At 67.8% G+C, this 13,227-nt stretch carries 13 protein-coding genes and 1 pseudogene; all 14 read left to right on the top strand.

Features of this window, described 5'->3' with window-relative positions; all coding sequences use genetic code 11:
* Positions 1-459 precede the first annotated feature (459 nt).
* Positions 460-1,614 carry a homocitrate synthase gene (nifV, locus tag U9978_RS07170; protein ID WP_322760263.1) on the top strand — a complete coding sequence of 385 codons (1,155 nt, stop codon included), beginning with the start codon at positions 460-462 and terminating at the stop codon, positions 1,612-1,614.
* 97 nt (positions 1,615-1,711) lie between these two features.
* Positions 1,712-2,578 carry a nitrogenase iron protein gene (gene nifH / locus U9978_RS07175; RefSeq protein ID WP_322760264.1) on the top strand — a complete coding sequence of 289 codons (867 nt, stop codon included), beginning with the start codon at positions 1,712-1,714 and terminating at the stop codon, positions 2,576-2,578.
* A 95-nt stretch (positions 2,579-2,673) separates the two neighbouring features.
* Positions 2,674-4,080: a nitrogenase molybdenum-iron protein alpha chain gene (nifD, locus tag U9978_RS07180; RefSeq protein ID WP_322760281.1), complete on the top strand. Its 1,407-nt coding sequence runs from the start codon at positions 2,674-2,676 to the stop codon at positions 4,078-4,080.
* A 140-nt stretch (positions 4,081-4,220) separates the two neighbouring features.
* Positions 4,221-5,750, top strand: a complete 1,530-nt coding sequence (gene nifK, locus U9978_RS07185) for a nitrogenase molybdenum-iron protein subunit beta (RefSeq protein WP_322760265.1) — start codon at positions 4,221-4,223, stop codon at positions 5,748-5,750.
* Between the two features lie 7 nt (positions 5,751-5,757).
* Complete coding sequence (gene nifE / locus U9978_RS07190) at positions 5,758-7,179, top strand: nitrogenase iron-molybdenum cofactor biosynthesis protein NifE (RefSeq protein WP_322760266.1); 1,422 nt, start codon at positions 5,758-5,760, stop codon at positions 7,177-7,179.
* Positions 7,179-8,573, top strand: coding sequence for a nitrogenase iron-molybdenum cofactor biosynthesis protein NifN (nifN, locus tag U9978_RS07195; protein ID WP_322760267.1), 1,395 nt, complete (start codon positions 7,179-7,181; stop codon positions 8,571-8,573). The genes nifE and nifN overlap by 1 nt, the downstream gene beginning before the upstream one ends.
* A 1-nt stretch (position 8,574) precedes the next feature.
* A complete protein-coding gene (nifX, locus tag U9978_RS07200; protein ID WP_322760268.1) occupies positions 8,575-8,973 on the top strand; it encodes a nitrogen fixation protein NifX in 399 nt (132 codons plus the stop codon).
* Positions 8,970-9,458, top strand: a complete 489-nt coding sequence (locus U9978_RS07205; protein WP_322760269.1) for a NifX-associated nitrogen fixation protein — start codon at positions 8,970-8,972, stop codon at positions 9,456-9,458. The genes nifX and U9978_RS07205 overlap by 4 nt, the downstream gene beginning before the upstream one ends.
* A complete protein-coding gene (locus U9978_RS07210; protein WP_322760270.1) occupies positions 9,445-9,654 on the top strand; it encodes a CCE_0567 family metalloprotein in 210 nt (69 codons plus the stop codon). The genes U9978_RS07205 and U9978_RS07210 overlap by 14 nt, the downstream gene beginning before the upstream one ends.
* A 23-nt stretch (positions 9,655-9,677) precedes the next feature.
* Positions 9,678-10,065 (top strand): annotated as a pseudogene (gene nifW / locus U9978_RS07215) (nitrogenase-stabilizing/protective protein NifW).
* Positions 10,040-10,342, top strand: coding sequence for a nitrogen fixation protein NifZ (locus U9978_RS07220; protein ID WP_322760271.1), 303 nt, complete (start codon positions 10,040-10,042; stop codon positions 10,340-10,342). The pseudogene nifW and the gene U9978_RS07220 overlap by 26 nt, the downstream one beginning before the upstream one ends.
* Entirely contained in the window at positions 10,339-11,907 is a 1,569-nt protein-coding gene (nifB, locus tag U9978_RS07225; RefSeq protein ID WP_322760272.1) for a nitrogenase cofactor biosynthesis protein NifB, read from the top strand. The genes U9978_RS07220 and nifB overlap by 4 nt, the downstream gene beginning before the upstream one ends.
* Complete coding sequence (locus U9978_RS07230) at positions 11,904-12,491, top strand: iron-sulfur cluster assembly accessory protein (RefSeq protein WP_322760273.1); 588 nt, start codon at positions 11,904-11,906, stop codon at positions 12,489-12,491. Before nifB ends, U9978_RS07230 begins: the two co-directional genes overlap by 4 nt.
* A gap of 30 nt (positions 12,492-12,521) precedes the next feature.
* Positions 12,522-13,118 carry an iron-sulfur cluster assembly accessory protein gene (locus tag U9978_RS07235; RefSeq protein WP_322760274.1) on the top strand — a complete coding sequence of 199 codons (597 nt, stop codon included), beginning with the start codon at positions 12,522-12,524 and terminating at the stop codon, positions 13,116-13,118.
* Positions 13,119-13,227: the final 109 nt, after the last annotated feature.

The raw sequence follows: 13,227 nt of genomic DNA on the forward strand, positions 1-13,227 counted from the left end.
CGGTTCCGGCATTCGGTCATGGATGCCAAGGACGTGTGAACAATGGCTCGGGCCGTTGGTCGGAAAGTACAGGTACGTTCGTCCCACCAGCGGCGGTCAGTCGTATTTGGGCACGGCTTCCGGTCGTAAAACAATGAGCGGGAGACAACCTGTCGTATTGCACCGTGGGCAGGGTGTCGGCCGGCGGCGCACCATTCGGCGCCAGCCGTTCGCACCGTTGGTCCCAGGGTCTTTCGGACACCCGGCCCGAGCTCCTTCAGCTATTCGTCCCAGAATCGCGGATGCGGCCGAAACGTTACTGGGAAGATACGGCGCTTAAAGAGCACGAAACAACAGTGGACGACATTCCTAATCGCGGCGCTTCAACGGCGAGGCCCGCGGAAGTCGCCACCGGTCGCAACAGCCGATCGCAGGCGGGCACATCTCGCCACCTTCCTTTTCAACCGACGGAGGGCAACTGTGGGGCACGACATCGTGATCGGGTTCTGTGACACCACCTTGCGTGACGGTGAGCAGGCCCCGGGAGTTGCCTTCACGGCGGAGGAGAAGCTGGCCATCGCCACCGCGCTCGACCGGGCGGGGGTGGCGCAGATCGAGGCGGGCGTGCCGGCCATGGGTCCGGCCGAGCGCGAGGTGCTGGCTCGCATCGCCGGCGCCGGGCTGCGAGCGGAGATCGTCGCCTGGTGTCGTGCCTTGCGGTCCGACATCGACGCGGCGGTCGCCTCCGGCGTCGGCCGGGTGCACCTCAGCATTCCCGTGTCCGACCTGCATCTGGCACACAAGCTCGGTCGGGACCGGGCGTGGGCGCGCAGCCAGATCCGCGACTGCGTCGCCGACGCCCTCGATCGGGGGCTTGTCGTCGGGGTCGGGTTCGAGGACGCCTCACGGGCGGACGACAGCTTCGTTATCGAGCTCGCCGACGAACTGGTCCGCGATGGTGTCGACCGCCTGCGATGGGCCGACACCGTCGGAGTCCTCGAGCCCTTCAGCGCCTGTGCCCGGATGTCTCGGCTGGTGGGCGCGGTGCCCGCCAACTGGGAGATCCACGCCCATGACGACTTCGGACTCGCCACCGCCAACACTCTCGCGGCGGTTCGGGCCGGCTTCGGGTTTGTCAGCACCACCGTCGCGGGGCTCGGCGAACGTGCCGGCAACGCGCCGCTGGAAGAGGTGGCGATGGCGCTTCGCCACCTGTTGGGAACCAGGGTCGACCTTGACACCACGTCCTTCCGGGCGCTGGCCGGCCTGGTCTCGCGCGCGGCACGCCGTCCGGTGCCATGCGGGAAGGCCATCGTCGGTGAGTCCGCGTTCATCCACGAGTCCGGCATCCACGTGGATGGCGTGCTCAAAGCGCCCAGCATCTACGAACCCTTCGACCCCGCGGAGGTCGGTGCGCACCGCCGCCTGGTCGTGGGCAAGCACGCGGGGCGGGCGTCACTGCGGTACGCCCTGCGCAAGCACGGAATCGATGCGGACGAAAGCGTTCTCGGACCTGTTCTGGAGGGTCTGCGATCGCAGGTCTGCATGCTCAAGCGGCCGCTGCGCTCGGACGAGGTCCGCGATCTCTACGAGCAGTTCCAGGTTTCGGCTGTCTGCACCAGTACCGCTGTCTGAACCAGCACGGCTGCCTGTACCAGCACGGCTACCTGAACCAACTCCGGCTTTCCCACAGTGACGCACGCTCGGGCGTGCGGTGAAGGAGCACACACCGATGAGGCAGATCGCCTTTTACGGCAAGGGTGGTATTGGTAAGTCCACCACTCAGCAGAACACGATGGCGGCGCTGGCCACCCGCGGCAACCGCATCATGATCGTTGGCTGCGACCCGAAGGCGGACTCGACCCGTCTGATCCTGCACTCGAAGGCGCAGACCTCGGTTCTGGCCCTGGCCGCGGAGAGGGGCTCGGTCGAGGACCTCGAGCTCGAGGATGTGCTGCTGTCCGGCGAGTTCAACATCCGCTGCGTCGAGTCCGGCGGTCCGGAGCCGGGTGTCGGGTGCGCGGGTCGTGGTGTCATCACCGCGATCACCTTCCTCGAGGAGAACGGCGCCTACGAGGACCTCGACTTCGTCTGCTACGACGTCCTGGGTGACGTCGTGTGCGGTGGCTTCGCGATGCCGATCCGCCAGGGCAAGGCCCAGGAGATCTACATCGTGACCTCCGGTGAGATGATGGCGATGTACGCGGCGAACAACATCGCCCGAGGCATCCTCAAGTACGCGCACTCCGGTGGCGTGCGCCTGGGTGGGCTGATCTGCAACAGCCGTAAGACCGACCGCGAGGACGAGCTCATCATGGAGCTCGCGCGGCGCCTGAACACCCAGATGATCCACTTCGTCCCCCGCGACAACATCGTCCAGCACGCCGAGCTGCGCCGCATGACGGTTCTGGAGTACGCGCCTGAGTCCAACCAGGCCAACGAGTACAAGGAACTCGCGCGCAAGATCGAAGAGAACGACATGAAGACGATCCCGACCCCGATCACCATGGACGAGCTCGAGGAGCTTCTGATCGACTTCGGGATCATGGAGCAGGAGGACGAGTCAGTCATCGGCCAGAAGGCCACCGCGGTCGCGTGACCGGGCGTACCTCCTCATCAGAAAGGTCTGTCGTGACTCCTCCTGTGACCCCTCCCGCGACTCCAGCCGTGACCCCGCCGCTCGACACGCAGGCGATGATCGATGACGTCCTCACCGGGTATCCGGCGAAGGCCGCGAAGTTCCGGGCCAAGCACATCAAGCCCAACGACCCGACGGGGTCGAAGGAGTGCGAGGTCAAGTCCAACATCAAGTCGCGCCCCGGCGTGATGACGGTCCGCGGCTGCGCATACGCAGGTTCCAAGGGGGTGGTGTGGGGGCCGATCAAGGACATGGTCCACATCAGCCACGGGCCGGTCGGCTGCGGCCAGTACTCCTGGGCGTCCCGGCGTAACTACTCGCACGGTACCCGCGGCGTCGACAACTTCGTCACGTTCCAGTTCACCAGCGACTTCCAGGAACGCGACATCGTGTTCGGCGGTGACAAGAAGCTCGCCGTGATCTGCAAGGAGATCGCCGAGCTGTTCCCGCTGGCCAAGGGCATCTCCATTCAGTCCGAGTGCCCGATCGGCCTGATCGGTGACGACATCGACGCGGTCGCTCGCGAGGCGTCGAAGGAACTGGACATGCCGGTCGTTCCGGTGAAGTGCGAGGGCTTCCGCGGCGTCAGCCAGTCGCTGGGTCACCACATCGCCAACGACGCGATCCGCGACATCGTGCTCGGCACCCGGGACACCACCAAGCAGACCGCGTACGACGTCGCCCTGATCGGTGACTACAACATCGGTGGTGACGCCTGGGCGTCGCGCCGCATCCTGGAGGACATGGGCCTGCGGGTGGTGGCCCAGTGGTCCGGTGACGGCACGCTCAACGAGCTGTCCACCAGCCACCTCGCCAAGCTGAACCTGATCCACTGCTACCGGTCCATGAACTACATCTGCACCACGATGGAGGAGCGCTTCGGCACTCCGTGGACCGAGTTCAACTTCTTCGGCCCAACCAAGATCGTTGAATCGATGCGGAAGATCGCTTCGTTCTTCGACGACACGATCAAGGAGAAGACCGAGGCTGCGATCGCCAGCTACCAGCCCCTGTTCGACCTGGTACGCAACGAGTACCGGCCGCGGCTGGAGGGCAAGCGGGTGATGCTGCTCGTCGGTGGCCTGCGCCCGCGGCACACCATCGGCGCCTACGAGGATCTCGGCATGGAGATCATCGGTACCGGCTACGAGTTCGCCCACAAGGACGACTACAGCCGCACCAACCCCGAGCTCGGCGAGGGCGTCGTGATCTACGACGACCCGAGCGCATACGAGCTGGAGGAGTTCGCCCGCCGGCTCAAGCCCGATCTGATGGGTGCCGGGGTGAAGGAGAAGTACGTCTTCCACAAGATGGGCCTCCCCTTCCGCCAGATGCACTCCTGGGACTACTCCGGTCCGTACCACGGCGTCGACGGGTTCGCGGTCTTCGCCCGCGACATGGACATCGCCATCAACAGCCCGACCTGGAAGCTGTTCCAGGCGCCTTGGTCCACGGCCGCATAGCACGGCACCGGACTGGTGAACCGGACGGCTCGGGAGTCGTTTTCTGATCGGCTCCCGGGCCGCCGGCTGGTTCCCTCCGCAGCACCGCCTGCAGCACCGACCGTTTCTTCTTCCCATCGAACAAATAAGAGGGCGTTCGCATGCCAGACAATCCCGTACCTCTTCGTGTGCTGGACCACAACGAGCTGTTCAAGGCCCCGCACTTCCAGGAGCAGTTCGACCGCAAGCGTGAGTTCGAGGAGCCCGCCGACCCCGCCGAGATCGCCCGGATCACGGACTGGACCCGGTCCTGGGAATATCGGGAGAAGAACTTCGCCCGCGAGGCACTCACCATCGACCCGGGCAAGGCATGCCAGCCGCTCGGCGCGCTGCTCGCGGCCATCGGGTTCGCCGGTACGCTCCCGCTCGTCCACGGTTCGCAGGGCTGCGTGGCGTACTTCCGCAGCTACTTCGCCCGGCATTTCAAGGAGCCGTTCCCGGCGGTGTCGTCGTCGATGACCGAGGACGCGGCCGTCTTCGGTGGCCTCAACAACCTCATCGAGGCGCTGGAGAACGCCACCACGCTCTACAAGCCGGACATGGTCGCGGTCTCCACCACCTGCATGGCCGAGGTCATCGGCGACGACCTGCAGAACTTCATCGGCACGGCCCGGGAGAAGGGCGCCATCCCGGCGGACTTCCCGGTACCGTACGCGCACACCCCGAGCTTTGTCGGCTCCCACCTCACCGGCTACGACAACATGATGAAGGGCATTCTTTCCTACCTGAACAAGGGAAAGAAGGCCAAGAAGTCCAACGGCACGCTGAACGTGGTGCCGGGCTTCGAGACCTACACCGGGAACCTGCGGGAGATCAAGCGGCTGCTCACCCTGCTGGGCGTCAAGCACGTCCTGCTCGGCGACCACACCGACGCACTGGACTCGCCGGCCACCGGCGACTACGAGCTGTACCCGGGTGGTACGCCGCTGAAGGTCGCCGCCGACGCGATCAACGCCAAGGCGACCCTGTTCCTGCAGGAGAGCGCCACCCGCAAGACCGCGGAGCTGGTGAACACCGAGTGGGGGCAGGCGACCGCCACGGTGCCGCTGCCGATCGGCGTGGGCAACACCGACCGCTTCGTGACCGAGGTGGCCGCCCTTACCGGGATCACGGTTCCCCCCGCCGTCACCGCCGAGCGCGGCCGGCTGGTCGACGCGATGACCGACTCGCACGCCTACCTGCACGGCAAGCGCGTGGCGCTCATGGGCGACCCCGATCTCGTCGTGGGGCTGCTCGGGTTCCTGCTGGAGCTCGGCGTCGTGCCGGTGCACGTGGTGTCCACCAATGGTGACGAGGCATTCAAGAAGCGTGCCGAGGCCGTCCTGGCCGCGAGTCCCTACGGTCACCACGCCACCGTCTGGACGGGCAAGGACCAGTGGCACCTGCGGTCGCTGCTGTTCACCGAGCCGGTCGACCTGCTGGTCGGGAACTCGTATCTGAAGTTCCTGTCCCGGGAGGCGAACCTGCCGCTGGTGCGGGTCGGCTTCCCCATCCCGGACCGCCACCACCTGCACCGGTTCCCGATCGTCGGCTACGAGGGCGGGATCACCCTGCTCGCCCAGTTCGTCAACACGGTGCTCGACGAGCTCGACCGCAACGCCCCAGACCACAGCTTCGACGTCATTCGCTGAGGTGGAGATGGCTGCCCTGACCCGCGGCACGCTCGCGACAGTCCCGCTGTTCGACGAGCCGGCATGCGATCACAACCGCACCAAGGACCTCGCGACGCGAAAGGCGGGATGCCCGAAACCCAAGCCGGGCGGTACCGCCGGCGGCTGTGCGTTCGACGGTGCGATGATCACGTTGGTGCCCATCGCCGATGTCGCCCACGTGGTGCACGGGCCGATCGGATGTGCCGGCAACTCGTGGGACGGTCGGGGCAGCCTCTCTTCCGGTCCGACACTGTACCGGCGCGGCTTCGCCACCGACGTCGGTGAACAGGAGGTGGTGTTCGGCGGGGAACAGCGTCTCTACGACACCGTCGTCGAGGCCGCCCGACGCCACCATCCAGCCGCGGTCTTCGTGTACTCCACCTGCGTCACGGCGATGATCGGCGACGACATCGACGCGGTGTGCGCGGCGGCGGCGACCGTGACCGAGGTGCCGATCATCCCGGTGCACGCGCCCGGATTCGCCGGCAGCAAGAACTTCGGCAACCGCCTCGCCGGTGCGGCCCTGCTGGAACACGTGATCGGCACGGTCGAACCGGCGTTCACCACCCCCTACGATGTGAACCTGATCGGCGAGTACAACATCGCCGGCGAGTTGTGGGACGTCACCCCGGTGCTGGCAACACTCGGTATCCGGGTGCTGGCGAGCATCAGCGGGGATGCCCGCTACGCCGAGGTCGCCGCGGCTCATCGGGCCCGGGCGACGATGGTCGTCTGCTCGCGCGCACTGCTGTCGCTGGCCCGCGGGCTGGAAGACCGCTACGGCATCCCGTGGTTCGAAGGCAGCTTCTACGGCCTGCGGGCGATGGCTGACACCCTGCGCGGGTTCGCCGGCCTCCTCGGTGACGACGACCTCGCCTGGCGCGCGAACGAGCTCATCGCCGCGCAGGAGGCCGGCGTCGCGGCGGCGCTCGCCCCTTACCGGGAGCGTCTGGCCGGGGCCCGCGCGGTGCTCTACACCGGCGGCGTCAAGAGCTGGTCACTCGTCTCGGCACTGCAGGACCTCGGGGTGGAGGTCGTTGCCTCCGGAGCGACGAAGAGCACCGACGACGATGTCGACAAGATCACAGCGTTGCTCGGCCCGGACGGTCATGTGATCAAAGACGGGAACCCGACCGAGCTGCTGCGCATCGTCCGTGAGAGCCAGGCCGACATCCTTATCGCGGGCGGGCGTAACCAGTACACCGCGCTCAAGGGCAGGCTGCCGTTCCTCGACGTCAACCAGGAACGCCAGCACGCCTTCGCCGGCTACGCCGGGATGGTCGAGCTCGCCCGTCGCCTCGATCTGGCGCTGTCCAGCCCGGTCTGGGAGCAGGTTCGCGCGCCGGCCCCGTGGGACCGGCCCGCCACCCCTGAGAACACCGAGAACACCGAGAACGGAGCCTCCTGATGGCGCGCGTGGTGCCCGGCGCCACCGGCGCGGCGTTCGATCCGCTCAAGCACAGCCAGCCCCTCGGCGGCGCTCTGGTCTTCCTGGGCCTGGCCCGCTCGATACCGCTGCTGCACGGTGCCCAGGGCTGCACAGCCTTTGCCAAGGCTCTGCTGACACGGCACTTCCGCGAGCCGATTCCGCTGCAGACAACGGCGGTCACCGAGGTCAGCGCCGTACTCGGGGCGTCCGATTCGGTCATTGCCGCGTTGGACACGATCAGTGAGCGCAATCACCCGGATGTGATCGGGGTGTTGACCACCGGCATGACCGAGGTCAACGGCGAGGACCTGCTCGGTGTCCTGCGGACCTCGCCGTACGGGCCGGCGGCGTCCGCCGCTCCGGCTGCCGGGCACCCACTGGTCATCCCGGTGTCCACGCCGGACTTCCGCGGCGGGCTGTCGGATGGCTGGTCGGCCGCGCTGGAGGCCCTGGTCGGTGCAGTCCCGGCCGTCGGGACGGCACCGACCAGGCATCGGCAGGTGGCGGTGCTGGTCGGCCCGTCGTTGTCCGCCGTCGACCTCGATGAGATCGCCGGCCTGGTACGGGCGTTCGGGCTCGACCCCGTGCTCGTCCCGGACCTGTCCGGATCACTGGACGGCCATCTCGACGAAGCCTGGTCGCCGCTGACCACCGGTGGCACGAGCAGGTCGGACCTGCTCGGGCTTACCGCTTCGGGCGCCGTGACGGTGATCGGCGCGACCGCCGCCAGCGCGGGTACGGCGCTGGCCGCCCGCTCCGGTGCCGGCACAGCCCTGACCATTCATGATCATCTCAGTGGATTGGAGATGGTCGACCGGCTCGTGCGCATGCTCATGGACCACAGCGGCGCGTCCGCGCCCGAGGCGGTCCGACGGTGGCGGCGTCGGCTCGCCGACGGCCTGCTCGACAGCCATTTCGTGCTCGGCGGCGCGCGGATCGCGCTGGCCGGTGAGCCCGAGCAGCTCGTCGCGGTGGGTTCGCTTCTCTACGACGCCGGTGCCGAGATCGTCACGGCGGTGTCACCGACCGACGCCCCGGTGCTCGGCCGGGCGCCATGGGAGGAGGTCGTCGTCGGTGACTTCCTTGATCTCGCCGAGCGGGCCGCCGCCGCCGGGGCCGAGCTTGTCGTCGCGTCCAGTCACGGCCGCGACGTGGCCGACCGTATCGGCGCGGCACACCTGGCGCTGGGTTTTCCCGTTTACGACCGTCTCGGCGCGCAGCTGCGGGCCACCGCGGGCTACCGCGGCAGTCTCCAGTTGCTCGTCGACGCGGCCAACTGCCTTCTTGACCATCGCTCCGGCCGGCGTACCGGGCCGGGGCGTGAGCATTCTGCGGCCCGGTCCAGTACGCGTTTTGAGGATATGAGGAGTTGACGTGCTGAAAGTCGCATTCGCCACGAGTGACGGCAACGCCGTCGACCAGCATTTCGGCCTGTGTCGTCGGTTCGACGTGTACGAGGTCTCGGCGACCGCGGCCGAGCTCGTCGAGACGCGCACGCTGCCCCCCGCCGATGACGACGAGGACAGCAAGATCGAAAGTCGGCTGGCGGCGGTGGCCGACTGCTCGATCCTGCACGTCTGCGCGATCGGCGGGTCCGCGGCCGCCCGGGTGGTGAAGGCCAAGGTCCATCCGGTGAAGACCGCGCAGGACACCCGGGTGGCCGAGCTGATCGAGCGGTTGCAAGGTGTCCTTGCCGGGAATCCGCCACCGTGGCTGCGCAAGGTTCTGCGCCAGCACTCGCCGGGTCTCGCACCCACGTGGAACCCCCGATGAGCGCCCCTGTCGGCCCTGTCGGCGCCGGAGGTGCGCCGAGTGTGATCGCCGGCAGCGGGTTCCTGCGTGACCTGGTCGATCAGCTGCGGGCCGGCGACACCTACGGGCAGTTCGACCGGCTCGGTGTCGAGAAGCTGCTCGGTCCGTTCGTCCTCACCGCGGCGCGGCGGCGCGAGCTCGGAATCACCTGCGACATCGATCCGGCGACCGAGGGACGACTGCGTACCTACTACCAGGCGGTCGCGGCCGGTATCGAGAAGGCGACCGGTCACGTCACCGGCTACGTGTTGGACCTCAGCCATGAGGGCTTCGGCCGGGTCATCGTGTTCGTCGGCCGGCTCGTGGTCATCTCCGACGTGCTGCGTGACGCCCATCGGTTCGGCTTCGACTCCATCGATCATCTGGCCGAGCGTGGCGAGGCGCTGGTATGCGCCGCCGCCGCCCTGGCCGGCGCCCACCCGGAGGTGACCCGTGACGACTCCTGACGAAATCCCCCACCTGCAGACGAAGCTGAAGAAACTCAACAGCCTCGCCACCCGCTTGAAGCTCGACCTGCACGACCTGGCCGAGGACCTGCCGGTCGGCTGGGAACAGATCCTGGAGACGGCCACCGCCACCTACAACACCTATGTCGAGATCAACCGACTGGAACACGAGCTGGCAAAGGTGGATGCCCGGTGAGCGCCCGCCCGCCGGTGCCGCCCCTGGCGCCGGACACCGACCGGTTGGCGGACTTCCGCCGGGCCGAGACCGCCGAGGAGTACTTCGAGACCCTCGACGTCCCGTACGACCCACAGGTCGTTGCCGTCAACCGGCTGCACATCCTGCGGCACTTCGCCGCGGCGGTGGCCCGGATCGACGCCGAAGTCGCCCTGCCGAACGCCCGCATGGCCGCCTATCGAACCGCGCTCGCCCAAGCCCATGAGGCGTTCACCACCGCCGGGGCGCTGGACCACCGTCTGTTCAAGGTCCTGGCCGACCGCGCCCCCCAGGCGTTCGTCGCCCTGGCTGCCGTCACCGTCGAGTCAGCCGTCGAGTCAGCCGTCGAGTCACCGGAGAGTGTGCGATGAGAGCCGCGTTCGACATCGGTGACGAGGTGAGCGCCGTCAAGGCGCTGCGTAACGACGGGACCTACCCGGAACCCGGTATCGCCGTCGGCGACGTGCTGGTCGACGCCGGATCGGTCGGCCACGTTCGCGGCGTCGGGCTCTACCTGCAGGAGCACATCGTCTACGCGGTCGCGTTCACCAACGGCCGGGTCGTGGGTTGCCTGGAGAAGGAACTGGAGCCGGTGGCTGTCGCGGCGGGTCACGAGACCCGATATGGGACCCGTCACGAGGCGTCTCACGAAGGAGGCGAACCGGCATGATCGATGGCTCCATTCCGCTCCCGGTGCTGCCCTCCCCGCGGGCCGTCGTGCCGGCCGTCGAGGATGCGGCTCCCACCGGCGGGTGCGCGTCGACCAAGGGCTGCGGGCGCAGTGCCACCGGACTCGACCCGGAGATCGCCGAGAAGATTGCGAACCATCCCTGTTACAGCCAGGAGGCGCACCAGTACTACGCCCGGATGCACGTCCCGGTCGCGCCCGGCTGCAACATCCAGTGCAACTACTGCAACCGCAAGTACGACTGCTCCAACGAGAGCCGGCCCGGTGTCACCAGCCGGCTGCTGTCTCCGGAGGAGGCGCTCGCCAAGGTCAAGCGGGTTGCCAGCGAGATCAAACAGATGAGCGTGCTCGGCGTGGCCGGGCCCGGTGAACCGCTGGCGAACGCCGGCCGTACCTTGCGCACGATGGAACTGGTGGCCCGGGACTGTCCGGACATCAAACTGTGTGTGTCCACCAACGGGCTCACCCTCGTCGACCACGTCGATCGCATCGAACAGCTCGGCATCGACCATGTCACGATCACCATCAACATGATCGACCCTGAGATCGGGGCGCGGATCTACCCGTGGGTGATGTTCCGGGGCAAGCGGCACACCGGCCGGGAGGCATCGAAGATCCTTTCGGACCGGCAGTTGGCCGGGCTCGCGGCGCTGACCGAACGCAAGATTCTCTGCAAGGTCAATTCGGTCATGATCCCCGGTGTCAACGACGAGCACCTGGTCGAGGTCTCCCGGACGGTCAAAGGCATGGGTGCGTTCCTGCACAACGTGATGCCGCTGGTGTCCGCGCCCGAGCACGGCACCCACTACGGCCTGACCGGGCAGCGCGGCCCAACCCCGCAGGAGCTCCAGGCGCTGCAGGACCGCTGCGCGGGCGACGACGGCGCTGAGATGACCATGATGCGCCACTGCCGCCAGTGCCGGGCCGACGCGGTCGGGCTGCTGGGCGAGGACCGCAGCGAGGAGTTCGGCCCGGAGACCTACCTGACCGGCGAGGTCACCTACGATCTGGCCGGGCGCCAGGCGGCCCACGCCGCGATCGAGCGCTGGCGCACCGACGTCCAGGCCACCCGCGAGGAGTTGCGGATCTCCGCGGATGGCATCGCCAAGCCGGAGCGGACCGTCCTGGTCGCGGTCGCCACCAAGGGGGGCGGCGTGGTCAACCAGCATTTCGGCCACGCCGAGGAGTTCTGGGTCTACGAGGCAGGCGAGAACTGGGCACGCCTGGTCGGTACCCGCAGCGTCGCGCGTTACTGCGAGGGCCCATCCGAGTGCGACGAGGACGCCTCGGTGCTCGACAAGACCGTCCGGCTGCTGTCGGACTGTGCCGCCGTGCTGTGCAGCAAGATCGGAAATGGGCCACGGGAGGCACTGACCGCGGCCGGGATCGACGCCGTCGAGTGTTACGACCTCATCGACTCCGCTGTCGCGGCGCAGGGAGCGCGGCTGGCCGCTGGGGAACCGTCGCAACCCCTGACCGGACCGGGCGAGCCGACCGCGCAGCGGGCGCCGATCACCGGTCATCTCGCAGCGAAGGTAGGATCATGATCAGTAAATTGCAGGTCGTTCTCACCGAGCGCGCGGGCGACCAGGTGCGTGCCCTGCTCGCCAGGGACGATGCGACCGTCGGCTACGGCCTGCGGGTCGGTGCGCAGCCCGGTGGATGTTCGGGCTACACCTACAGCCTGGCGCTCGCGCCCGCCGCCGCGAAGGGGGATGTCATCGTCGGCCAGGATGGGTTCGACGTGCTCGTCGACTCGGCCTCGGCGTCGATCGTCCACGGTGTCCGTATCGACTACGTCGAGTCGCTGACATCATCGGGTTTCGTCTTCTCCAACCCCAACGCGTCGGACCCGTGCTCATGCGGGTCGTCGTTCTCGGCGCCGAAGCCGAACGGGAATGAGGATGCCCTATGGCAGCAGGTCGAGGATGCGATGGCGTTGATCCGCCCGTTCCTGCAGCGTGACGGCGGGGACGTCTCGGTGGTTGATGTCACCGGTGGTGTCGTGTCGGTGCGGCTGACCGGCGCCTGCGGGGGGTGTTCCTCCGCGCTGGACACGCTTGCGGGCGTCATCGAACGTCAGTTGAAGGAATCGGTGCCCGCGGTCGAGCGAGTCGTCCTCGCCCCCTGACCGCGCCTGGACGTATCGGGAGATGGACCAGTGAGTATCGCGATCAGTTTCACCGACCGGGCTGCGGACAAGGTGCGCGCGCTGCTCGACCGGGCGGGGACGGACCCCGCGTCAGGCCTGCGGATCGTTGTCGACACGTCCGGCAACTGTGCCGGCCACCGCTATCGGCTCACGGTCGTGCCGGCGCCGGCGGCCGGTGATGTCGTCACCCCCGTCGGGGATTTCGAGGTGTTCGTCCCCGCCGACGCGACTGAACAGTTCGACGGCATGCGTATCGACTACACTGAGTCGCTGATGTCGTCCGGCTTCACCTTCTACAATCCGAACACCCGCAGCAGCTGCCTGTGTGGTCCGTCGTTCGTGCCCCCCGTCCAGCCCGACGGGGTGGAGACGTCCCTGTTGCAGAAGGCGAACGTCGCCATCCAGTACATCCGGCCGCATCTGCAGCTTGTCGGACGGGACGCGTCCGTCGTCGGGGTCGCCGACGGTGTCGTCTCGGTGCGGCTGACCGGTGCCGGCCTCGAGCAGGAGGCCGAGGTGATCGCACTGGTGCGGACGGTCGAGCAACAGCTGCGGGAGGCCGTTCCTGACATCAGCCGGGTTGTGCCCGCCGCCGTGAGCCGATAGTGCGGCCGGGGACATGGGTGGGGACATGCAGCGCTTTGCACGCCAACTGACACTGGATGGTTTCGGCGGACCGGGACAGGAGCGACTGTGCGCGGCGACGGTGCTTGTG

It is taken from the genome of Protofrankia sp. Cr2 (genome assembly GCF_963555885.1).
Classification (GTDB): Bacteria; Actinomycetota; Actinomycetes; order Frankiales; family Frankiaceae; genus Protofrankia.